Consider the following 23,313-nt stretch of genomic DNA (forward strand, 5'->3'; position numbering starts at 1 on the left):
ACAACGTTCAATATGCTTTTGAACGTTGTTCAACGTAGGATTTCCGGATGTGAGCACCGAGCAGACCGCGTGGGGTGACGCGGAAGGCAGGCGGCGCGACATCCTCGCGTCCGCCGAGCGGATCCTCGAAGAAAGCGGCTACGCGGGTCTGACCATGCGCGCGATCGCGGTGGGGGCGGGCGTCAGTTCCGGCACCGTGTACCAGTACTTCTCCGGCAAGGAGGACGTCTTCGCGGCCCTGATGGAACGCCGCCTGGACGAACTGCAGCGCACGCTCGCACAGGTCGACCGCGGTCTCGGCATCGCGGGCGTGCTCCGCGAGATCGAGCCCCAGATCACCGACCTGTGGCGGCGGTTCGGCAGGTCGGCCGCCCAGTGGGAGGCGAAGGTGCTGTCCGGCGGCCGCAGGGGCAAGGAGGTCGCCGGGTCCGCGCAGGACTACCGCAAGACGATCAAGGCGCTCGGGCAGGCCTTGACCGAGACCGCGGCGGCGTCCGGCCAGACGCTCGTGGACGACCCCGCGCTGCCGCACTGGGTGTGGGACTGCATGATCGGCCTCGCCGACGACCTGCTGCTCCAGGGCGCGCGCACGAACCGGGTCACGCCCGCGCACCTCGTCGAGTTCGCGACCGGTGCGATCGAGCGGGGCGTCATTTCCCGCTGACGAGCGAGTCCACCGTCGCCGAGCCGTTCTCCCCGCAGGCCCGCCGCGACGCGGTGAGCGTGGCCGGGTTGTTCGCCTCGTCCGACCTGCCCGCCTGGCCGAAGAGCCGCTTCAGCAGGTCGATCTGGGCGTCGAGGCCGGCCGACAGGAAGTCGCCGCACGTCGAGTTGGTGCTGAGCCGCTCCTCCGCCTCCCACTCCGCAGGTCCGAACGCGAAGAGCAGCGCGACCACGATCAGCAGGCCGAGCGCGAAGACACCGACGCCGGGTCCTTTCCTGGGGCGCAGCCAGGCCTCGACCTCCTCCGAGAAGGGCGCGAGCGGCGTCTGCTCGGTGTCGACCCAGAACTCGAAGCTGTCGCCGCCGGTCACCTCGACCTGCACGTGACCTGCGACGATCAGGATGCTCGCCACGTGGTCCTTCGGGTACGCGCCCACCCAGAACGGGTCCGGCCGCACCAGCACCAGCCGGTCGGGCAGCAGGAAGACGACGTCGCGCTCGCCTCGCGCGAGCCGCTCCGTCTGGCCCTGCTGGACCACCACGCCGGCCAGCCGTGCCCGCACCTCTGGGCGTTCGTGCTCTTCGAGGGCCTCCGCGGCGATCGCCCACAGATCGGGTTGTTCCACGCCCGTCCTATCGCTGCGGTCCGGCACGCGGGTTAGCCGCAGATGCCGAAATTGCTCCAAATGGCGTTCAAGTCGCAATCTTCGCGCCGACGACGGGAAGGTCGTAGCGTCGGCGGATGCTCGTGCCCAGCACGCCGATGTCGGCACCGTAGACGTGGATCGAGATCGCGACTGAGCCGGAGTTGTTGCACACCTTGTGAATGTCGCCCGGTGGGACCAGATAGGACGCCACCCCTTGCGGAGTGCGATTGAGCCGCAACGGAATGAGGTGATCACCCGCGAGCCGATAGGTGGTCTCTTCTTCTTCGCCGACGTACGTGCCGACCACACACCACGACACGTGGTCGTGGATGCACGTCTCCTGACCAGGCAACCAGACCAGCGCGACGACCGAGAAGCTGCCGTCGGGCTCCACGTGCAGGACGTGCTGGCGGTAGTGGTGGGGGTCGGGCTCGCGGTCTTCCGGGTCCAGCAGCCGCGGGTCGTCGAGGTGGGCGGTCAGGGCACCGGCGACCCGCGCGGCGACGACGGCGTCGTCACCGCCCGCGGTCACGGCGGTGCGGGCCGCGCCGACCAGGCGGGCGGCGGTGGGGGAGAGCAGACGAGGCATGGCGGACTCCTTGCACCTCCTGGTCACATGATCACAAAAGCTCCGATCAGCGCCACGAGTGAGATCAGGACGGTGGAGAGCAGGCCCAGGGTCAGGGCGGGCAGGCCGGAGCGGGCCAGCGAACGCAGCCGCACCGCCGTGCCGAGGGCGAACATCCCGGCGGCGAGCAGCAGGTTGTCCGCGAACGCCGCGGTCGACAGCACCACGTCCGGCAGGACGCCGGTGGCGCGCACGGCGGCCGCGACCAGGAAACCGACGACGAACAACGGCACGAGCGGCGGCCGCGTGCCGGCCTCGGGGAACCTGCGGCGTTCGGCGACGCTCACCGCGGCGAGCATCGGCGCCAGCAGGACGACCCTGGTCAGCTTGACCGCCACGGCGATCGCGAGGGCGCCGCTGACCGGTCCGGCGGCGGCGACCACCTGGGCGACCTCGTGCACGCTCCCGCCCGCCCACACCCCGTACGCGGCGGGGGACAGGCCCGTGAGCGGGTGCAGCGCGGGCAGGCTGAACATCGCGACCGTGCCGAACAGCGTGACCAGGCCCAACGCCTTGGCGACGTCCTGCTCGTCCTGCTCGCGCACCCCGTTCATCGCCGCGACCGCCGACGCGCCGCAGATCGAGAACCCGGTCGCGATCAGCAGCGACAGCCCGTCACCGACCCCGAGCAGCCGGCCGAGCCACCGCGTCACGGCGAACGTCACCACCACGGCGGCGACCGCCAGCGCCAGCACCTCGTAGCCGAGCGCCAGCACGTCCCTGACCACCAGCTTCAGCCCGAGCAGCACGATGCCGAGGCGCAGCAGGCGACGTCCGGCGAGCTTCAGACCGGGGCTGGTCGAGGAGGGCAGCCGCACGACGTTGGCCACGACGGCACCGAGCAGCACCGCCGCGGTCAACGCGCTGACCGACGGCAGCAACCACGTGACGACCATCGCCACCGCGACCCCGGCCGCCACCAGCGTGAGGCCGGGTAGCGGTGAGTCGGTCGCGCGCGTAGTGGTCCCGAGGCTGCCCATGTGAGCAACCATCACGCTCACGAGCTACGCGCAGAAGATGGTCATTGCTTGGGGACATATAAGCCGGCGTTATGCCCCGGCGGCCGCGCTCACCACCGCGTCCACCGCGGCCCGCATCAACGGCAGCCGGATCAGGTCCGGCCAGGTGTAGAGGGCCGTCTCCCGTTCCGCGCGGGAGTCCACCGCGATCGCGGTCAGGCCGGGGTGCTGCAGGAACGACAGCAGCAGCCGCGGCACGAGCGCGACGCCGAGCCCCGCGGTGACGAGGCTCTGGATCGCGAGGTTGTCGTCGGTGGAACAGGTGACGTCCGGGGTGAACCCGGCTTCCGCGCAGGCCTGGTCCAGGGCGCGCCGGCAGCGGGGACAGCCGGCGATCCAGCGCTCACCCTCGGTCTCCCCGAGCGACACGCGGTCACGACCGGCGAGCCGGTGACCGGCGGGCACGAGCAACGCGAGCGGTTCGCGCAGCAACGGCACCCGCAGCATCCCGGCGACGGCGGTCTCGTCCTGCGGCTCACCGCGGTAGCTGAAGCTGATCACCACGTCGACCGTGCCGCGCCGCAGCAGCCCGAACGAGTCCGGCGGCTCCTCCTCGACCAGTTCCAGGCGCAGCTGAGGACGTTCCTTGGCGAGGATGGCGGCCGCCACGGGCACGAGCGAGACGTTGGCGCTGGGGAACGCGCAGATCCGGATGGTGCCGATGTCGTGCGCGGCGATCGCGCTGATCTGCTGGTGGGTCGCGGCCAGCTGGTCGAGCAGCGCCGTGCCGCGCTCGGCGAGGATGCGCCCGGCCTCGGTGAGGGCGAGGCCGCGCCCGGTGCGGACGAACAGCGGGCCGCCGACCTGCCGTTCCAGTGCGCGCATCTGCTGGCTGACCGCCGGCTGGGTGCAGTGCAGCTCCCGCGCGGCCGCGCTGAACGACCCCGTCCTGGCGACGGTCGCGAACACTTCGAGCTGGCGGGTGTCGAGCACCTCCGGACCATAAGCCCGATCAGCGGCCTCGGCGAAGGGCCCGCATTGCCTCGATGAAGGGCGCCTTCATCCACCTCAGGTGGAACAAGGCGCCCTTCATCGACCTCCCAGGCGGAGTTAGAAGGTGAGCTTCCAGGAGTTGATGTAGCCGGTGTCGGCGGCGGCCACGTCCTGGACGCGCAGCTTCCAGACGCCGTTCGCGACCTCGCTCGACGCGTCGACCGTGAACGTCTGCTGGATGTTGTCCGCGCTGCCGCCCGAGCGGTTGCTCAGCGAGTACACCGATCCGTCCGGCGCGATCAGGTCGACGACCAGGTCACCGCGGTAGGTGTGCACGATGTCGACTGCGACCTTGAGCGTGGCCGGGGCGTTGCCGGTGACGCCGGAGACGGTGATCGGGCTGGTGACGGCCGCGGCGTTGTCCGGGATGTCCACGCGAGTGGTGTTCTCGAACGACTTGCCGGGCGTGCCGGTGCCGACCGCTTCGAGCGCGTCGACGCGGCCCTCGCCGAAGAAGTTGTTCTTCGCCGTGGTGCCCGAGCAACGGCTGTCGGTGCAGGCCAGGTCGTCGGCCTGGGTGGCGAGCAGCTGGCGCAGCTGGGCCGGGGTGGCCGCCGGGTTGACCGACTTGAGCAGCGCGGCCACGCCCGCGACGTGCGGAGACGCCATCGACGTGCCCGACTTCGAGCCGTACCCGCCGCCGGGCACCGTCGAGTAGACGGCGTCACCGGGCGCCGCGACGCTGATCTTGTCGGTGCCGTAGTTGGAGAACGACGACTTGCCGTTGGCCGAGGTGATCGACGCGACGGTGACGATGCCGGGAAGCTCCGTCGGCACGCTCAGGCACGCGTTGGTGATGGTGCGCTGCACCGGGGTGGAGTCGTTGGGGCTCTTGGTGTCGCGGGTCTTGTTCGCGAGGTTGTAGTTCTCGTTGCCCGCCGCGGCGACGTTCAGCACGCCCTTGCCCTCGGCGTAGGCCACGGCCCGCTTCACGCCCTCCAGGATGGCGTCCTGGTCGGCGTTGTCCGGGCAGTTGAACAGCCACGGGTCGGTGTAGTAGCTGTTGTTGGTCACCGCGAACCCGTGGTCACCGGCGAACACCATCGCGCAGATGGTGTTCTCGGCGAAGAAGAAACTTTCGGTGTTCGGCTCCGCGACGCGTACCGCGGCGATCTTCACCCCCGGCGCCACGCCGACCACGCCGCGCCCGTTCTTGGCCGCCGCGATCGTGCCCGCGACGTGGGTGCCGTGGGTGTCGATGTCCCGCCACGCGCCGGCACGGGTGTCGAGCTTGCCGTAGGCGCAGGACGCGGAGTCGGCCGCGTCGAAGTTCGCCTTGAGGTCCTCGTGCAGGTCGTCGATCCCGGTGTCCAGGACGCCGACCGTGACGTTGCGCGAACCCTGGTTGACCGCCCACGCCTGGTCGGCCTTGATCTGGGCCATGTCCGGCCGCACCGGCTCGGTGACGGTCGGCGAGTTCTGCGCCGCCGCCGGTGGGATCGCCGGGTTGGCCGCTTCCGCGGGAACGTCCGACGTGCGCGTCGCCCCGACCTTCTGCACACCGCTGACCGTGCGCATCTTGCTCGCGAAGTCAGTGGCGGCGGAGTGCGCGACGATGACACCGATCGCGTCGTAACTGCTGAACACCGTGCCGTTGTTGCTCGCCACGGCCGTCTTGGCACCTGAGGTGTCGCCCGGCGCGGTGATGACCAGGTAAGCGCGCGTACCCGCGGCAGGTGCCGCCGCGGCGGGGGTGGCCGCCGTCAGCACACCGGCGCCCACGGCCGCGGCGATGACCGCGGTGCGCAGGCGTGCTCGTGAACCCAGGAACACGATTCCTCCAACTCCTGGCGGGCGATGCCCGCGCACGGCGCGCGGGTGCAGGGGCCCGTTCCAGGCAGTAAGAGGAGGTCAGGACGGATTCGGGACGCGCGGTTCCAGAAATGCCCCGTTCGGCTCACGTCGAACGTCGCACGTCAGGCGTGCGGAGTCCACACCGGACAGTGCATGACCGTCACGCCCGCCTGGCGATCACCCTGTCGCCCAGGCGGATTAGACTTCGCGGCGATGGTTGGACCGGACCGAGACGCGCCACCACCGAAGGTGTTCGTCGCGTACACCCACGATTCGCTGCAGCACAAGGCCGACGTGCTCACCCTTGCCGCGCTGCTGATGCGCAACGGCGTCGAGACCGAACTCGACCAGTGGGCGGAAGGCCAGCCCCAAGACTGGGGAGTCTGGGCGCACGAGCACATCACAGGCTCGGACTACACGATCATCGTGGCGTCACCGCAGTGCAAGATCGCGGGAGACGGCGGCGGGCTTGCCACGGAGAACCGGGGTGCGCGCGCTGAGATGGCGGTGATCCGAGACCTGGTGCAGAGGGATCGTGCGACGTGGCGCCCGAAACTCCTGACTGTCGTCCTGCCCGGCCGCGGCGTCGAGGAGATCCCGGACTTCCTGCAGCCGTACGCGGTTGATCACTACAAGATCGGCGAGCTGACGACCCAGGGCATCGAGGACCTGCTCAGGGTGATCTTCAAGCAGCCGAGGACCCTTCGCCCCTCTCTCGGGCGCCCGCCGGTGTTCTCCCAGCTGAACCCGTCTTTGCCCGTCGCCGCGCCGTTGGCTGCGGAACCGACTTGGCACGTGCTGCCCGACGAGGCGGAGGTCGTGTGGCGGACGGGCGTCGAGTCCCTGGCGAAGACGTGGAAGCGCCAGTGGCCCGCCACACTCGAAGTCCACCTCGTGCCGGTCGGCGACGCGCGGATTCCGGTGAGCCAGCTGCGGTCCGTCGAGGCGAACTTGCCGGTGTACGCGCACGCGCAGGGCGTTCTCGACGTCAGTTCGGGAGTCGACAAGACCTCGACACCCGACGTCGTCATGGTCTCCTCTCAGGAGCCGTACAGCTCCGGCGGCGGAGGAATGGCGCTGCTGCGCAACGGCCAGCGCTCAGCGTGGATGAGGTTGCGCGAGGCGAGGCTCGGCAGCGTGCTGATTCGCGAGGACGCGGTGAGCAACATCAAGACCATGCTCACCGCGCTCGTGCAACTGAATCCGGCACTTTCTGCGAATGTGGTCCCGGTCGTCGGCATTGATCCTGTGCTGTTCGTGCGGCGCGGTGACCTCTCGGACCTCACGAGCAACAGCGCGTCGATATCGATGTTCAACAGATCGGCGCTCAGGCTCCGCGCCGACGAGTACCTGGCAGCGGCCGAACTGACCGGGATGACGGAGCAGGTGGCGGTGGAGCTGGCGGAGCGGCTGCTCGCCGAGTTCCCCGAGCCCGGCCGTTGACCCGATTCGCGACGAACCGGCATGGCTCGTCCGGCGGTGTGCCAGCTGGGGTGGACTGTGCTCTCGTGATCCACATGGCGTTGGACGGCGGTCGGCGCGGGAGCGGGCGATGACTCACAACGTGGTGAGCGGTACGGCGTCCGGCGTCGTGATGCAGGCGGGAACGATCACCGGCGACGTGCACCTGCACGCGCCGCCGGGTGGGCATTCGGTGGTGCCGCGGCAACTTCCGCCTGTTCCCCGCGGTTTCACCGGCCGTGAGGACGTGCTCGCCGCGCTCGACGCGGCGGTCAACGACGTGGCCGGTGCCCGCCCGGGAACCGCCCCGCTCGTGGTCGTGTCGGGCATGGGCGGAGTGGGGAAGACGACGGTCGCCGTGTGCTGGGCGCACAGGGTCATGGGCGATTTCCCGGACGGACAGCTGTACGTCGACCTGTCCGGCTACGGGGTGGGTGCGCCGGTTGCGCCAGGCGAGGCGCTTGGCGCGTTCCTGCGGGCGCTGGGTGCGCCGGCGGAGACCGTTCCGGCCGAGGTCGCCGAGCGGACCGCGATGTTCCGGTCGATGGTGAGCGGTCGGCGGATGTTGTTGTTGCTGGACAACGCCAGGTCGGAAGACCAGGTTCGGCCGCTGCTGCCCGGCACCGGGTCGTGTGCTGTCGTGATCACGAGCCGGGCGAACCTGACGGGGCTGGTCGTCGATCACGGCGCCGAGCAGCTGAGGCTGGACGTGTTCAGCGAACAGGAAGCGCTGGAAGCGTTGCACACCCTCATCGGCCCGCGGCTGCGGACCGAACAGGAAGCTGCCGTGGACCTGGCGCGGCGGTGCGCGTACCTGCCGCTGGCGTTGCGGATCGCGTCCGGGCTCGTCCTGAACGCGCCGGACGCGTCGGTCGCCGAGCTCGTGGAGGAGCTCTCCGACGAGCACGCGCGGCTGGACGTGCTCGACACCGGTGACGACCCGCGCACCGCGGTCAGGTCCGTGTTCTCGTGGTCCTACCGGCAGCTTCCCGCGGACGCCGCGCGGTTGTTCCGGCTGCTCGGCCTCGTGCCCGGCCGGGAGTTCGACCGGCGAGCCGTGGCCGCGCTGCTCGACGTACCGGTGACGGCGGCGAGCCGGACGATCGGTGTGCTGGCGAGAGCGCGGCTTGTCCGCGAACGGTCGCAAGGCAGGGTCGAGATGCACGACCTGTTGCGCGTGTATGCGGCGGAGCTGGTGCGACAGGAGGACGACGAAGAGGAACGCGGGCCGGCGACGAAGCGCTACTTCGACCACCACCTGCACACCGCCGATCTGGCGGACCGGCTGCTCACGCCACATCGGTTCCGCGTGGACCTGCAGGGAGAACCTCGGCACACCCACAACTTCGGCACTCGCGACGAAGCGCTCGCCTGGCTGAACGCGGGGCGCGACACGTTCCTCGGACTGCTCCGCGCCGACGACCACGAGCTCGACGCACGGCGCTGGCAGCTCGCTTACACGCTGCGCGGCTACTTCTTCCTCACCAAGGACTGGGACGCCTGGGTCGGCACCCACGAACTGGCGCTGACCGCGACCCAACGGCTCGGTGATCGTCGCGCGGAGGCGTTGACGCACAACAACCTCGGCATGGCGTTGCTGGAACGCGGCGACGGCACCGGCGCGGAGTCGCACTACGTCCGGGCTCGTGAGCTGTTCGAGGAGATCGGTGATGTGCGCGGGGTGAGCAACGCTCTCGGCAACGAGGCGTGGGTGCTGTACCACCGAGGCGATCACGCGGGGGCGCTGGACGTGGCCGCACGGGCGCTGGCGAACTACCGGCAGCTGCAGGCGCATGTGAACGTGGGCATCACGTTGCGCGGCATGGCGATCTTCGCCGCGGCACTCGGCCGGTTCGCGGAGTCGCGGGAGCATCTCGCCGAGGCGATGGAGCTGTTCACACGCACGGGCGCCGATCTGGACGTGGTGATGGCGCTCAACTGTCTGGGAGAGGTGCACGAACAGGCCGGTGAACCGCAGCACTCCGCACACGCACACCGGCAGGCGGCGGCGCTGGCGGAAGGGCTGGGAAGCACCTTCGAGCTGGCACGTGCGCACGCCGGTCTCGGCCGGGCGGCGCTGGCAGTGGGCGACATCGTTCTGGCGCGGCAGGAGATGCTGCGGGCGCGCGACCTCTACACCCGCCTCGGCGCACCGGAGGCGGAAGAGGCCGACCGATTCGTCGCGCTGATCCGAGGCGACACCGAGTGACGGTCGGGCGAACTGGACATCACGTCCCGCCGATCGGGTGATCTCGGTTCAGGAGTGGACAACGAGCTGAGGTGGTACGTGCCCGGCACGGCTAAAATCCACGCCCGTTGCCGTGCCGGAGGTGTGATGAGTTTTCCCGCCGATCAGCTGCTGGGGGAGCTGAAGACACTTCGGAAGGGCCTTGGCGTCGAGACCGACGACATCGGAGCGCGAGTGGGACGCGCCCTGCAGCGCGTGTGCGGTGTCGAAGACGGTGACAGCGGCGAGCGCATTCGCCGCAAGGTGCGCGACCAGCTGAACTCGCTGATCAACCAATGTCACCCGGATCAGCAGAAACTGCTGCGCGCAGCGCTCGGGCTCGAGGCCTCGTCCGCGCCGCGGATGTACCAGGAGCGGATCAAGGAGATCGCGGAGTCGACGTTCGTGGACCCGCGCACGGTCCAGCGCAGGATCGACAGCGCCCTCGGGCGCCTCGCCCAACTGGCGCAGGAGTCCCGGCGGCTGGTGGACGTGCGGCGGCGCCCACCCTGGCACACCACTGATCTCCGCGCGGTGGTGAGCTTCGACCTGCGGGTGCCGGAGGTGTACGAAACCCGCCGGATCGTCGCCGAGCAGGACGACGTCAAGGAGATCGAGATCGGCATGACGCTGACCCCGCCGCCGGACTGGTCCGGTTCCGGCAGCATCGAGGACCTCGGCGTCGATCTCCTCCACGGCGGTGAGCTCAGCGATCGGATGATGAAGGCACGCAACCGCATAGGGTTCGTGTTGCGCCTGCCGGATCCGTTGGCACGGGGTGACGAGCACGAGTACGCGGTCCGGGTGAAGCTGCCGCTGGACCGCGGTATCGCGCCGCATTACGTCTGCACCCCGAAGTACCAGTGCGACAGGTTCTCGTTGCACGTCCGCTTCGGTTCGGTGCTCCGTCCCCGGCAGGTGTGGCGGCTTCCCGGTGTTCCGCAGCTGGAGCTGGAGGATCCGGTGTGGACCGGTGACACGGTGGAACCGAACAGGTTCGGCGAGGTGCACACGACCTTCGAGAACCTCGAACCGCAGCTCTCCTACGGAATCGGGTGGAGCACCGGTCAGCCCTGACGGATCCTCGCCACCCTGCGTCCCAGACCGAACAGCGGTACGAGCGTCATGCCGAGCAGCACCGACACGCCGAGCGACCACGATCCGGGACTGTGCTCCCACAAAGGGTCCTTGGTCGCCGTCGGTGTCCGGGCGGTGAGATCGACCACGGACGCTCCGGCGGCATAGCCCCACCGGCTCGGCGCAGACCAGGACACCTGTTCCAGCACCGGTCGGTCGGCGACCGGGATCATTCCGCCGCACAGCACCAGCTGAAGCATCACCGTCACGACGAGGACCGGCATCACCTGTTCCGCGGTGCGGACCACCGCCGAGGCGAACAGCGCGATGGCGGCTGATGCGAAGGCGGTGCACCACAACGCGAGCCCGAGTTCGACCACGGCGTGGTCGAGCGCCACCGGGTTGTCGGGACCGGGTTTGACCTGCACCGTGACGGCGATCAGGACAGCGGCCTGGACCGCGCAGACGATCCCGAAGACCACGGCCTTGCTGACGGTGTACGCCCGCGGGGACAGACCGGCTGCCCGTTCCCGCAGCAGGATCGCCCGTTCCGCCACGACCTCGCGTGCCGCACCGGCTCCACCGGCGAAGGCCGCGCCGACGAAGAGCAGCACCAGGATCTGCCCGGCCTCCTGCGGCTCCGCGGTGTCGAGCGGCCCCAAGCCTCCGGTGCCGGGGACGACGAGCGCGAGCAGGCCCAGCACCACCGGGAGGACGAGCAGGAACAGCGAGTAGCCGGGATCGGCCGCGATGAGCCGGAAGTGCCGCGACACCAACGTTCTGGCCTGGTGCAGCCAAGGCCGTTTGATCGCCCGCACGGGAGTGGCGGGACGGTGCGGTTCTGCCGCGGGCTCGGGCGGTGGCGCCGGATCTGGCAGCGGATGCCGGGCGGCGGCCTCGAACACCTCCGCCCAGTCGTGGGTGCCGAAGTGACCGAAGAGCTCGCCGGGCGGCCCCGAGAACAACGGCACACCGCCGGGTGCGAGCAGCAGGATCCGGTCGCACCGATCGAGGCATGCGAGGTTGTGAGTGACGACCACGACCGCCCTGCCCGCGTCGGCGATCTCCCTCAGCCCGGACATGACCTGCCGGTCCAGGGCGGGATCGAGCCCGGACGTCGGCTCGTCCAACAGCAGCAACGGCGGTTCGGTGATCAGCTCGAGTGCGATCGACACCCGCTTGCGCTGGCCGCCGGACATCCGGCTGAGCCTGGTTCTCCTGTGTGCCAGCATGTCTACTTCGGACAGAGCAGCGCTCACGCGGGAACGCCGTTCCGCGCGTGACGTGTCCACCGGCAGGCGCAGGCGTGCCGCGTAGTGCATGGCCTGCCGGGCGGTGAGCTTGGTGTGCAGCACGTCGTCCTGCGGTACCACGCCGATCCGGCGCCGGACCTCGTCGCCGCCGGCGTGCACGTCGTGGCCGTCGAACGTGACCGTTCCACCGACCGGCACCAGTTGTCCCGTCAGCACTTTCAGCAGGGTGGACTTCCCCGCGCCGGACGGCCCGATGACCGCGACGAGCTCACCCGGTCCGACGTCGAGGTCCACCCCGGACAGCAGACGGCGTCCGCCCGGAAGCTGATGCTCGATCTCTCGCACGACCAGCCTGCGGGCACTCGCGGCCACCGAGAAGCCGTCCGCCGTGACGGCGACGTCCGTTGCGCCGAACGTGAGCACCGCGCCTGGCGGGACCAGCTCGTCGCCGACCGGAACCCCCTGGCGCAGCACGGGGGTGCGGCCGATCTGAGCCAGTCGCCATCCTCCGCTCTCCCTCGTCGCGACGGCGTGGTGCCGTGATGCCAGCGGATCGTCCAGCACCACGTCGTTCCCGGCCCATCGGCCGATGCTGACCGAGTCGCTGCGGCAGTCCCGCAACGAGACCTCGCAGCCGTCACCCAGCCGGAGCCGCACCGCGCCGCGGACGCGTTGCTCGATCACGCGGTGGTTCCCGATCCACGTACCACCGGTGGTGTCGCGGTCGCGGAGCACCCAGCCGGAGTCGTAGTCGACCTGCAGGTGTTCCCGGGACACCTGCGGGTCGTCGAGCACGACGTCACACTGACGCGCACGGCCGATCAGGACGCGGGCGCCCACCGGGAACGTCCACGTGCGACCGCCGGAGCTCACCTCGAGCACGGGTCACCTCGACGTGGTGGTCGTCGTGGTCACCGCGCCACGGGTGGATGTCGGTGGCAGGCCCGAAGTCGGTACTTCACCGGCGATCCCGAGCAGCTTGGCTTCGCCGAGCACCCAGGCGTTCGAGTCGCAGTTGCTCCTGGTTCGGACCGGCTGCCACTGGATCTTCAACCTGAGCACCTTCGTGACGTCGAGGTCGAGGTCCACCACCTCGCCGAGCTTGACCGTGGCGTTCTTGAGAAGCCGGCCTTCGTCGGCGAAGATCTCGAACTGCACCTGCAGGTCCGCGGAGGCGGACTCGTTGCTCATTCCGGCTGTCGCGACGAACCGCCGGTATCCCTGGGAGAGGTTGTACTCCACGCTGTCCTTGCCGGAGCAGGCGCTCACACCGGCGTAAAGAGAGTGCGGATAGGACTTGTCCTTCATGCCGATGATCTCGCCCTGGTAGCCGGACCAACTCCCGTTCGCGGGCTTGAGCATGTCCAGGTAGGTGGTGAAGGCTGGCCGGGCGACGGTGAGAGTGACCTGTTTGCCCACCGGCGCTCCAGGTGCCGGGTCCTGCTTCGTCACCGTGCCGTCCGGCTTGGTGTTGTCGAAGACCTCCTCGACCGCCACGTCGAGGGTCGCCGGCAGTGCGTCCCTCGCCTGTCCCAGCAACTTGCCCACGAGATCGGGCATCTCAGTCAACTGGGTGACGCGGGTGGACGTCACCGTCGAGGTGGTGCTTCTGGTCGAGGTGACGGTGCTGGTCCCGGTGGCGCCTCCGGAATCGCCCGACCCGCCTGCGTTCGCCTCGTCGCTGCCGGCGGATGTGTACAGGTACACGCCGGTGGCTGCGACGGCCGCGACCACCACGAGCGCTCCGGCCACTCGCAACTTGCGCATCGTCGTTCCCCTTGCGGGAGGAGGTGTTGAACGGGGGAAAGCTCCGGGCAGCAGCGTTTCCGCCTCGTTGCCCATCGGCCGTCCGGGAGGCGGCACGGTCAGGTGATCGGCGACCGGAGCGTTGCGCTGGTACAGGGCCGTCGCGAGCTCGTCCAGGCGCCCGGCCACCACCCCCGCGTCGGGGCGCGCGACCGGGTTCTTCGACAGCAGCTGAGCGATCACCGCCCAGAGCTCCTCGGCGACGCCAGGTGGTTTGCCCGGTAACAGCTGCGCGTGCCCCATCAGCGTCTGGGGGATCGAGGGCGACGCGAACGGGGTGACGCCGCAACACAGTTCGTAGAGGACGATGCCGAGCGCGTACATGTCGACGGCGGGCGACGCCGGTCCGCCGGCAGCCGTCTCCGGTGCCATGTACTCCACCGTGCCGACGCGCGACGTGCTGGTCCGGCTGCCCGCGGACGCGACCACCGTCGCGATGCCGAAGTCGGTCAGCTTCGGGACGCGCTCGGCGGTGGTGGAGTCCATCAGGACGTTCTCCGGCTTGACGTCGCCGTGCACGATGCCGCGTGCGTGCGCCGCGGCCAGCGCCCTGGCGATCCCGGCACCGATCCGGGCGACCTCGGACGGCAACAACCGTCCGGTCGCTTCCAGCACCTGGCGGAGGTCACCGCCGGGCACCAGGTCCATGACGAACGCGATGCTCTCGTTCTCGACGACCAGGTCGTGCACCTTGACGAGGTTCGGGCCTTCCAGCTTCTGCAGGATGTCCCACTCCTGCAGAAAGCGCGTGATGATGCCCTTGTCGTCGCTCAGGTCGCTGCGCAGCATCTTGACCGCGAACTCGCGCCCGTCGACGTGCCTGCCCAGGTACACCCGGCCCATGCGGCCGGAACCGAGCTGACCGCCCAGCCGGTAGTTGCTGCCCAGAGGTTGTTCGTCCATGACCGTGGATTCCCGTCATTGCGAGTTGCTTCTGTCGCGTCTGCTCTTGACCACTGCGTAAATCGCGTATCCAACGCCGGCGAACGGGATGATGAAGATCAGCACCGAAAACGTGTACGTGCCCGATGTCTGGCCGGCGACGTACCAGCCGTAACCGGCGAAGAACACTCCCGCCACCACCATCGCGAGGCGGTCTTTCAGCGTTACGCCCGGAATGACGGCGCCGATCAGCAGGACTACGCCGCTGATCACGGAGAAGATTTCGTAGGCGGACCAGTGCACGGTGAACCTCCGGTAGGTCTGCAGTGAAGGACAAATTGTGGACAAATTGTGGGCGGGAAAGAAAAATGTGGTCGTCACTTCGCGGTCAGGTCGGCACGGGCTTTCGCCTCCCAGACGACGACGGGGTTGAGATCCGCGTAGTGCTCGGCGGCGAGCAGCCACCACTGGGCCGCCTCGACGTGGTCACCGGTGCGCTCGGCGACGTTGCCCAGCCCGGTGAGCGCGCGAGCCTGCTCGTAGCCGTTGTCCGCGAGCTCGGCGAGGTCGACGGCCTCGGTGTAGAGCCGGCGTGCGCTCGTGAGCTCGGCTGCGCGGTACTCGACCCAGGCGAGGCAGGTCAGGCCTCTGACCACGTCGATCGGCGCGGAGGCCAGCTCCCGTGCCGCGGTCGCGTGTACACGGGCCTCGTCGAACTGGTCCAGGCAGGCCAGCGCGAACGCCATGCCCCGCTGCGTGATGACGGCGTTGCGGTCCCGCCCGGTCCGCCGGTACTCCGTGAGTGCCGACGCGAAGCCGACCAGCGCCTCGCGCGCCTCACCCCGGTGCATCCGTGCCCAGGCAAGGCTGGCCAGCGCGTCGACCGCTCCGCGCGGGTCGCCGGCTTCGGTGAACCACATGTGCGCGCGTTCGTGGCAGTCGGCCGACTCGGCCACCTGCCCCAGTTCGAGCCTCGCCATGCCGAGCCCGTTGAGAACCCTGCCCTTGGCGGCCGGATCGTCCGCCGCGGAGGTGAGCGCGGCCAGGTGCATGCGGATCCACGCGTCGTACAGCTTCTCCCGGAAGAAGAAACCTCTCACCGCGAGCGCGAGCTGCCAGCAACGCTGATCAAGGACCAGATCGGTCAACCGGACGAGCGTCGGCCACTGCGAACGCATCCATTCCAGCGCGCCGGTCGCGTCCTCGAACGGTGGCTCGGAGTGCAGCGACGCCCTGGCCTCCGGTCGATGGCGGTCGGGTTCGAGCAGTTCGTCGGCAGCGATCGAGGCGGCGAGATGGTGCTCCATCAGCCGGTCGAACGCCTGACGCGCCACCGGCTCGGCAGGCAGCAGGTAGTGAGCCGCATAGGTGTGCACGAGGTCGTGCAGGTGGATCCGCTCGTCTTCGGACCTGGAGACCAGGCAGGCCTCGTGCAGCCGGTCGAGCAGCAGATCGGTCGTGCCGGGGTCGAGGCCCGTGACGGCCTGGACCGACTGCACCGGCAGGCTGGTGCCGGGGTGAAGGGACATGAGCCCCAGCAGTTGGCGCTGGTCAGGGGGTAGAGCGTCGCACGAGTCGGCGAGTGCGGTGGTCATCCCCCGTTCTGACTCCTCGAGGTGAGCGAGCTTCGTCGAGCGGTCGGCCAGTCGCTGGAGGAACTTCCCCGGGCTCCACCCGCCGCGCAGGATCCTGGCGGCGGCGATCCTGATCGCCAGCGGTATGCGGCCGCACTGTTCCACGATGGCGGCCGCATCGGAGTCGTCGACTGCGGTGGTGCCCCGCATCAGCGACTGGAACAGCCGCAACGCCTCCGCGGGCGGCAACGCGCCGACGTCGACGTGCCACGCGTCGTCCAGCGAGGGCAGCCGCCACCGGCTGGTGATGATCACCCGGCTGCGGCCGTCCGCCGGTAGCAGCGGCCGGACCTGGTCGGCGTGCCGCACGTTGTCCAGCACGATCAGCACCTCCCGGTTGCGCAACGTGTCGCGGAGCAGGTTGGCGCGACCGTCGGGGTCCGCCGGGATGAGGTCCTGCGTCGTGTCCAGTGACTGGAGCAGGTGGTAGGCCGTTTCCGCGGGTGTCTGCTCGTGCATGCCGAGGCTGTGCCCGCGCAGGTCGAAGAAGAGGCACCCGTCCGGGAAGTTGTCCGAGGAGGCCCGTGCGGCGGCCACGGCGAGCGCGGTCTTTCCGGCTCCCGCCAGGCCGCTGACGACGCAGACCTTGGTGCTCTGCCGGTCGCTGAGCACCACCTCCAGGTCGTTCAGCTCGGCGGATCGGCCGACGAAGTGAGGAGTGTGCGCGGGCAGACCGATCAGGCCGCGGGGCTTGCGCCTGGCCGGTTGGTCGTCCGCGATGGCGATCAGTTCGCCGTCGGCCTCCAGCACGCGGTCGTAGGCGGCGGCGAGTGCGCGGTTCACCTGGACGCGCCCGTTCTCGGCCTTGCTCAGATAGCCCTTGGTGAAGTGCGCCAGTTTGGCCATCTTGTCCAGCGAGTAGCCGGCCGACTCGCGTCTGCGTCTGAGTTCGGGTCCCAATTCCACCATGCCTGTCGCTCTCGTTTCGGACCGCGGAGGAGAATGCGTCCTGCGGGCGACTGCGCCCGCAGGACCGCGATGGGAGGATCAGCCGAGCAGGGTGCTCAGCACCACGATGATGAAGTGCGTGTGCATGACAGGTCCCTTCAGATGAGTCGGGTTTCATGCCCTCGCGAAGGCGTTTCGACGATCGATCGACGTGTCAATCGTGTGAGGCGCCTGCTCGGAATGAAATCGGTTTCCCGCTGAAACGTCACCGCGGAAACCGTGAAACCCGCTTTCAGCTGCTGTTCCCGGGACCTCCCGGAAACGGGTCAGCCCCCGGTCTTGCGGGTGAGTCCGTCGAGGGTGTTGGCGAAGCGCAGCAGTGGACCCGGCAGCAGGAGGAGCTTCTGGGCGACCTGCGCCATCGATGCCCACTGCTGCCATGGTCCGTGCTGTGCGACCAGCACGGGCGCCGCCTCGTCGATCAACTGCCGCGCCCGGTCCAGCTCGTGCAGCTTGAGCAGGCAGGCGCCGAGCTGGAACCGGGTCAGCTGGCTCTCGGGATGTCGACGTCCGAGGACCGCCACGTGCCGGGGCAGAAGATCCTCGTAGATCTGCCGCGCTCCCGGCCAGTCGCCCTTGTTCGCGGTGGCGAGGCCGATGTAGAGCCGGGCGCGCATGGCCAGTGGATGCCGGGGGCCGAGCGAGGTGCGGATTCGGTTCTCCGCCTCGGTGAGCACCTCGAGTGCCTCACTCGGACGTGAGTTGTTGTGCAGCGTGAGTCCGTGCAGTACCTGGAGCTCCAGCGTCAGCGGGTTGTCCTTTCCGTACCAGTCAACGGATTCCGCGAACGCCCTGGCGACCTTCTTCGTCGCCAGTTGCCATTCCTGAGGTCGTGAGCGGGTCTCCGACCACGCGAGGACGAGCTCTCCCTCCGCCTCGACGGCGATGGCCTCCCGTGCCAGGTGGTGTCGCGGCAGGCCGGCGGCCCCGAGTACGCGGATGACCCCGTCGGCCGTCTTCCTCGACTCGATCACCTTGCCGGTCAGCAGCTGGAGTCTCGCCATTTCGATGGCGACCCGCGGCCAGGCACCGAGATGGGTACCGGTCGGGTGCGCGGCCCGCAGCACCGACCACAGCCCGGTGACCCCTTCGAGCGCCTCCTGGTACCGGCCTCGCCTGCGCAGCGCGGCTGCTCTCGTCAGGCTGACGTGATTGCGCTCCTCTTCCGGCATCCAGACCGGCGCGAACCCGGACTCCGCCACGAGGCTGTGCTCGTAGAAGACTTCATCAGCCTTCGCGTAGTCACCTCGGAGGTCGTGCGCACACGCCGCCAAGAACCGCGCCACGTACTCGGTGTGGCCGTCGGACCCGCTGGTCAGAGCAGCCGTGAGACGTAGAACCTCTTCCGCGTCACCGGTTTCCACAGCGAGCCTGGCTGCGGCGAGCACATCTCGCGACGGTGGACGGTCGCCTCCCGCGCGCACGGCCGCCTGCCGCGCAGCTCGCGCCGCGAGGAGATCACCGTGCTCCTCGTGCACGCCCGCGACCGCGCGCAGCAGGTCCAGCTTGCGGCTCGTGGGCACCGCCGGGTGTTCGGCGACGTGGCTCGCGTGTGCGGACACGTCGGCCGTCTTCGAAAGCAGCCTGGGCAACACCACGTTCGACGCCCGATGTGCCAGCACGTCGAGCAACGAGTGGTCGAGGTCCTGCCGGACGGCCTCGGCGACGAGCGCGTGCAGTTGCCACAGCTGCCGGTGCGTGCCGTCTCCGTGGTGAACGCGGTGCAGCAGGCTGTGCGCGTCGAGTTCGTCCAGGGCGTCGGCCACGAGCACCGGCGTTCGCTCGCCCAGCAGTTCGGAGAGTCCGTCCACGAGCAGGTCACCGCCGAATGGCGCCCTGGCGAGCAGGGAGGCGAAGCCGAGCACCACCCGCGCGTGCTGGGAGCGGGCGCGGACGATCGGCACGAGCGTGCCGGCCACCGAGGCGGAAGGTTCGGCGGTGGCCAGGAACTGGTGCAGCGCACCGGTTCCCTGTCCGCTCCGCAGCGAGCTGACAGCGGGGGTGAGGATCAGCGGATGGCCATGTGCCTTGCGGGTGAGTTCCGCGACAGCCTGCCGTTCGGCGTCGCCGAGGTCGGGCCACTCCGCGGCGAACAGCTCTTCCGCCTCCACCTCGGTCAGGCCGTCCAGCGGGACGGTGGGCACCGGCCAGTCCGGCGTTCCGGTGCGGCTGGTGAGCACGGTCCGGACGAAGGGAGAGGGAATGATCAGCTCGTCGAGCAGGTCGTTGCCCAGCCCTTCCGGCACGTCGTCGATCACCCACAGCACGTCCAGGCCGCGTTCGGTGATCTTCTCGCCCAGCGCGGCGCGGGCCTGGCGGAGCTCCAGTTCGCGCAGACCGATGCCGAACTGCTTGCGCGCCACGCGGTTGAGCTCGGCGGCCCAGTGCGCGCGGATGTCCTCGGGACCGCTTCGGCTCAGGTCGCCGAGACCCGTCCACTCCTCGCCGCCGGGAAAGGCGTCGCGGAAGAGGAACCCGTACTGCTCCGCCAGTGCCGTCTTGCCCATGCCGGGCGGCGCCTTGACCAGAACGACCGAGTCGGACTTCGGCCGTTGCGAGGCGAAGTGGTCGTTGCCGCGCAAGTTGCTGTGCACCGCCCACATCGCGGGGTAGCGGCCGACGAAGCGCCTCGGATGCCGGAGGCGCTCGTGGAACTCACCCGCGGCGGCGTCCGGAACCCCGCCCAGCGGTGCGGTCAGCCGCTTCGCCTTGCCGAGCACGGCCTTCGCCAACGAGTCCACATCGGAGTCGTGCCGCCACGCGAGGTAAGCGGCGTCGGTGAACTCGAGCGGCGCGATGTGCCGGTCATCGCCCTCGGGGTTGACGACGACGATTCTGTCGCGCGGGTCCTCGCCCCGGTGCAGCGCGGACAGGAAGGCCCTGGTGAGCTCCCACTGGCAGGCGTAGCGCGTCGGATAGCGGCGGGAGTAGAAGGCCACGAGCAGATCGGACTCGTCGAGCTCCCGTCGCAGGTTGTCGGTGATCGAGTCGAACAAGTGGATGTCGCGATCCCTGAACACGGACACCCCGCGGGCCTTCAGCCCGTTCTCGATGACGTCGACAGCCGCCTCGTCTGCCCACGTGTAACTGAGGAAGATTCGCGGTGTTGCTGCGGTCATCGTTCGGTGCCTCCGCTCGTCGTCTCACCACCTTGCCTGCGGACGCGCGGCAATCGCCAGGCGAAAAGATGACAGAAGTCGGTCAACTTCGCGGCGTTCCCCTTGGCGGCTTGTCCACAAAATCTCGGGGTGTCAATTCTTCCTCTTCGGGCACGGCCATTGCGTGTGTATTGCTGTTCGCCGAGCTCGCCGGATCCGTTACTGAATCACTCGATCGGATCAGCGCATCAACGTTTCCGATCCCATCCGCCGGTCGCCGTGAAATCCGCGACGGTCAACCGGCCGTGCCGGCGATGTTCCCAGGTGCGCCGCAGGACGACGGACTGCAGTTCGAGCGTCCGGTGCTCGCGCACCAGGAGATCGACGAGTTCGGAGTCGACGGCGCGTCCGGAAGACCTGGCGGGACGCTCGATCGACTCGCGCAGCTGCGGTTCGGTCAGCGCCGGTACGGCGAACGTGGTCGTGCCGGGAACCGGCGAGCGCGAGCCCAGCACGAGGGTCGCGCCTCCTTCGACCAGTGCGTCCAGCGCTGCCCGGAACGTGCCGGCGGTCCCGTCGAACCGCTCGTACTGGTCGATGACGACCACCGCCCGGTCCAGGCCGGCCGTCGCGGCGAGCGCGGCGGGTGCGGTGTGGACAAGACGGTCGGCACCGTCCGCGGTCAGTCCGAAGGCACGGACCAGGAGGTCCGACAGGGCGCGGCACGGGTTGGCGCCAAGGCGCGTCAACACGACCTCGCGGCCGGGGGTGACCGCGGGCAGACCGGCCAGGAGCAACGAGGACTTGCCGATGCCCGCGGCGCCGGTCACCGCGATGCGCCGCCGGTCGGCGATCATCTCGCCCAGCTCGTTCAGCAGGCGGTCGCGCCCTCCGAGGCAGTGCCGATCGTTGACGGGCGCCGCACCGGGATAGGGCGAGGCGGCGTGGTTCGGGCGTCGTCGGAGCCTGGTGAGCGCGCGATGCCATTCACGCACCTGTGTGGCGTCGGTGACCCCGCACAGCCGGAGAATCCCGTTGAGCAGCGACACAGACCGCACCGGCGGAAGTGAGCGGCCGGAGAAGTAGTCGCCAGTGGTGGCCGGCGGCAGTCGGAGTGCTTTCGCGACATCGCGCACCGACAGTCCCGCCGATTCCCTGAGCAGCGTCAGCGCCTCGCCGAAGTCGGCTTTGCTCTCAAAATTGATCTCGTTCATCGTGCACTGTCCGAGGTTGTCCGGGAAAGCTGCGAATTCTTGTTCGAAGTGACGGCCGAAAGTTTCAATTCAGGTGGCAGAACCGCTCATCAGGGGAGAGGGTCATGGAAGACACCCAGCAGAACAGACGGGCGAGGAGGCGTTCGATTGCGTGGGTCTACTACGCGATCCTCGCGGCCGTCGGAGTGTGGGTCGGGTTCAGCACGCACATCGCGGCGCTGTTCCCCGGCCTGCTGTGCGCGTTGTACTCGGTCTACCTCTTCCGAGGTGGGCGCTTCGTCCTGTGGATCTGGTGATGCGCTGTGAAGGCCTTCGCCACGATCGCGACCGCGGCCCTCGTCACCGCACTCGTCCCGGCCTGCTCCCTCGGCCCGACGTCCAAGGAGGAGGTCTGCGAGAGCTTCACCGAGCTCGGCAGGTCCTTCACCAATGCCAACGGAATCTTCGACAACGCGGTCTTCCGCAACGCGGGTGACCTGGCGGACATCGCGGGCCGGTACAACGGCGGCGACATGCTCCAACGCGACGCCAAAGCGCTCAGTGGCATCGCGGATTCCAAGCACACCAACGGCTTGGAGCTGCTCAACGCCACCCAGCAGATCGCGAAGCTGTGCGGGCACCAGCTCATCAGGCTGTAGCTCCGTCCCGCGGATGCGGCCGAGCGGGCCGGGGAACAACGACTCCCGCCCGCTCGGCCGCTGAGTCAGAGCACACCGGCGATCGCGGGCAGCAACTCGTGGAAGGTACGTCCCGAGGTCGGGATGCCGAGCGCGGTCATCGACCAGCCCGAGCCCTCCCTCGACACCTTGGCCATGATCTGCGCTGTGTGCCTGCCCGAGCCGGAGAGGTTGTACTTGGCGATCTCCACGCCTCCGCCCGCCTCGTCCACCAGACGGCAGAACGCGTTCTCGATCTGCGAGAAGTCCTGACCGGTGAACGAGTTCACGGTGAACACCAGCGTGGAGACGGTGGCGGGAACCCTGGTGAGGTCGACGAGGATCGACTCGTCGTCTCCGTCTCCCGCGCCGGTCAGGTTGTCGCCGGTGTGCCGGACGGAGCCGTCCCTGCTCTTGAGCTGGCGGAACCACACCTGGTCGACGAGGGTTCCGCCGGCGTCGAAGAGAAGCGCGGAGGCGTCGAGGTCGATGCTCTGCTCGCGCATGCCGAACAGGCCTCTCTTCTTCACGGCGTCCCAGCCGAGGCCCATGCGCACGCTCGTCAGCGTGCCGCCGTTCTGCTTCTGCAAGGAGACCTTCTGCCCCTTGGTCAACGTGATGGTCATGCCGGACCGCCTTTCGTCGGGTCGTTCCTACTTGCGGCCTGCTGTCCAGCGCAGGCCCCAGCCGTACTCCTCGTCCAGTCGTCGCTGCGCCCCGTCGAGATAGCGGACCTCGCGGCGCACGGTGAGACTTCCGGTCCCCGACTGCTCGATCATGGCGACGGCGCACATGCGCGCGTTGTCGTCGGGTTCGTCGAGGCGAACCTCGATGACGGGCCCCGACACCGGGTGCAGCGTCACGACACCGTCGGCGGCCGCCCAGTTGGGCACGCCCTCGTAGATGTAGCTGAACACGACCATGCGCCGGATGCGGGCGGCGTGGGCGAGGTCCACGTACAGGTTCTCGCCCGCGGAGTTGGAACCGGACCGGTCGTCGCCGTCGAGCCAGATGACCCGGTCGCGCAAGCCGCTCGGGCTGGCGCTGAAGGAGTTCCCGAGTGCCTGCACCACACCTTTGGTGCCGTCGGCGAACTCGTACAGGCAACCCAGGTCCAGGTCGATGTCGGCCGGCGCGAGCCACTGGCGCAGCAAGCCTGCCGCACCCTTCGGTGCCGGGCGGGCATTCCAGTTCAGGTTGACGCGGAGCAGCCCCGACGCCTGCTTGTGCAGCGAAACGCTCGGCTTGGACTTGGTCAGGAGAACGGTACCGGTGGACCCGTCTCCGGTGCGCTTCGTGTAGTCGATTGCCAT

Annotated in this window: 19 protein-coding genes; 6 read left to right on the top strand and 13 right to left on the bottom strand. The window is 69.2% G+C overall.

Annotated features, from left to right (window positions below):
• Window positions 1-49: 49 nt before the first annotated feature.
• Window positions 50-664, top strand: coding sequence for a TetR/AcrR family transcriptional regulator (locus tag ABZV40_RS13055; RefSeq protein WP_355439428.1), 615 nt, complete (start codon window positions 50-52; stop codon window positions 662-664).
• On the opposite strand, the gene ABZV40_RS13060 is transcribed toward ABZV40_RS13055, so the two are convergent.
• The 5 genes from ABZV40_RS13060 to ABZV40_RS13080 form a co-directional block, all read right to left on the bottom strand.
• Window positions 651-1,289, bottom strand: a complete 639-nt coding sequence (locus ABZV40_RS13060) for a hypothetical protein (protein WP_355439430.1) — start codon at window positions 1,287-1,289, stop codon at window positions 651-653. The genes ABZV40_RS13055 and ABZV40_RS13060 overlap by 14 nt on opposite strands.
• Before the next feature lie 67 nt (window positions 1,290-1,356).
• Window positions 1,357-1,899, bottom strand: a complete 543-nt coding sequence (locus tag ABZV40_RS13065) for a cysteine dioxygenase family protein (protein ID WP_355439432.1) — start codon at window positions 1,897-1,899, stop codon at window positions 1,357-1,359.
• A gap of 23 nt (window positions 1,900-1,922) precedes the next feature.
• Complete coding sequence (locus tag ABZV40_RS13070) at window positions 1,923-2,918, bottom strand: putative sulfate exporter family transporter (protein WP_355439435.1); 996 nt, start codon at window positions 2,916-2,918, stop codon at window positions 1,923-1,925.
• A 69-nt stretch (window positions 2,919-2,987) separates the two neighbouring features.
• Window positions 2,988-3,890, bottom strand: coding sequence for a LysR family transcriptional regulator (locus ABZV40_RS13075; RefSeq protein WP_355439438.1), 903 nt, complete (start codon window positions 3,888-3,890; stop codon window positions 2,988-2,990).
• Window positions 3,891-4,007: 117 nt separating this feature from the next.
• Entirely contained in the window at window positions 4,008-5,723 is a 1,716-nt protein-coding gene (locus ABZV40_RS13080; protein WP_355439441.1) for a S8 family serine peptidase, read from the bottom strand.
• A 174-nt stretch (window positions 5,724-5,897) separates the two neighbouring features.
• Between ABZV40_RS13080 and ABZV40_RS13085 the strand changes: the two genes are divergently transcribed.
• From ABZV40_RS13085 to ABZV40_RS13095, 3 genes are all read left to right on the top strand, one after another.
• On the top strand, window positions 5,898-7,187 hold the full coding sequence (locus tag ABZV40_RS13085) for an SEFIR domain-containing protein (RefSeq protein ID WP_355439444.1): 1,290 nt from the start codon (window positions 5,898-5,900) through the stop codon (window positions 7,185-7,187).
• 109 nt (window positions 7,188-7,296) lie between these two features.
• The gene (locus ABZV40_RS13090; protein WP_355439446.1) at window positions 7,297-9,414 is read left to right on the top strand and encodes a tetratricopeptide repeat protein; all 2,118 of its coding nucleotides are present in this window, start codon (window positions 7,297-7,299) and stop codon (window positions 9,412-9,414) included.
• Window positions 9,415-9,540: 126 nt separating this feature from the next.
• Window positions 9,541-10,509, top strand: coding sequence for a hypothetical protein (locus tag ABZV40_RS13095; protein ID WP_355439449.1), 969 nt, complete (start codon window positions 9,541-9,543; stop codon window positions 10,507-10,509).
• Here ABZV40_RS13095 and ABZV40_RS13100 read toward each other — a convergent pair.
• The 6 genes from ABZV40_RS13100 to ABZV40_RS13125 form a co-directional block, all read right to left on the bottom strand.
• A complete protein-coding gene (locus ABZV40_RS13100; RefSeq protein ID WP_355439452.1) occupies window positions 10,500-12,644 on the bottom strand; it encodes an ATP-binding cassette domain-containing protein in 2,145 nt (714 codons plus the stop codon). The genes ABZV40_RS13095 and ABZV40_RS13100 overlap by 10 nt on opposite strands.
• Window positions 12,645-12,647: 3 nt before the next feature.
• Entirely contained in the window at window positions 12,648-14,471 is a 1,824-nt protein-coding gene (locus tag ABZV40_RS13105) for a protein kinase (protein ID WP_355439455.1), read from the bottom strand.
• Between the two features lie 15 nt (window positions 14,472-14,486).
• The gene (locus tag ABZV40_RS13110; protein WP_355439458.1) at window positions 14,487-14,753 is read right to left on the bottom strand and encodes a hypothetical protein; all 267 of its coding nucleotides are present in this window, start codon (window positions 14,751-14,753) and stop codon (window positions 14,487-14,489) included.
• 74 nt (window positions 14,754-14,827) lie between these two features.
• Window positions 14,828-16,993 (bottom strand): helix-turn-helix transcriptional regulator, encoded by a 2,166-nt coding sequence (locus ABZV40_RS13115; protein ID WP_355439461.1) that lies wholly within the window; start codon window positions 16,991-16,993, stop codon window positions 14,828-14,830.
• A 305-nt stretch (window positions 16,994-17,298) separates the two neighbouring features.
• On the bottom strand, window positions 17,299-20,151 hold the full coding sequence (locus ABZV40_RS13120; RefSeq protein WP_355439464.1) for a toll/interleukin-1 receptor domain-containing protein: 2,853 nt from the start codon (window positions 20,149-20,151) through the stop codon (window positions 17,299-17,301).
• A 227-nt stretch (window positions 20,152-20,378) separates the two neighbouring features.
• The gene (locus ABZV40_RS13125) at window positions 20,379-21,344 is read right to left on the bottom strand and encodes a helix-turn-helix transcriptional regulator (protein WP_355439467.1); all 966 of its coding nucleotides are present in this window, start codon (window positions 21,342-21,344) and stop codon (window positions 20,379-20,381) included.
• A 104-nt stretch (window positions 21,345-21,448) separates the two neighbouring features.
• Here ABZV40_RS13125 and ABZV40_RS13130 point away from each other — a divergent pair, with 104 nt between their 5' ends.
• Both ABZV40_RS13130 and ABZV40_RS13135 read left to right on the top strand, forming a co-directional pair.
• On the top strand, window positions 21,449-21,640 hold the full coding sequence (locus ABZV40_RS13130) for a hypothetical protein (protein WP_355439469.1): 192 nt from the start codon (window positions 21,449-21,451) through the stop codon (window positions 21,638-21,640).
• Between the two features lie 6 nt (window positions 21,641-21,646).
• Entirely contained in the window at window positions 21,647-21,982 is a 336-nt protein-coding gene (locus tag ABZV40_RS13135; RefSeq protein WP_355439472.1) for a hypothetical protein, read from the top strand.
• A gap of 65 nt (window positions 21,983-22,047) precedes the next feature.
• Here ABZV40_RS13135 and ABZV40_RS13140 read toward each other — a convergent pair whose 3' ends face one another.
• On the bottom strand, window positions 22,048-22,626 hold the full coding sequence (locus ABZV40_RS13140) for a TerD family protein (protein ID WP_355439475.1): 579 nt from the start codon (window positions 22,624-22,626) through the stop codon (window positions 22,048-22,050).
• Window positions 22,627-22,653: 27 nt separating this feature from the next.
• A complete protein-coding gene (locus ABZV40_RS13145) occupies window positions 22,654-23,313 on the bottom strand; it encodes a tellurium resistance protein (RefSeq protein ID WP_355439478.1) in 660 nt (219 codons plus the stop codon).

The organism is Lentzea sp. NPDC004782, assembly GCF_040609115.1.
GTDB lineage: Bacteria > Actinomycetota > Actinomycetes > Mycobacteriales > Pseudonocardiaceae > Lentzea.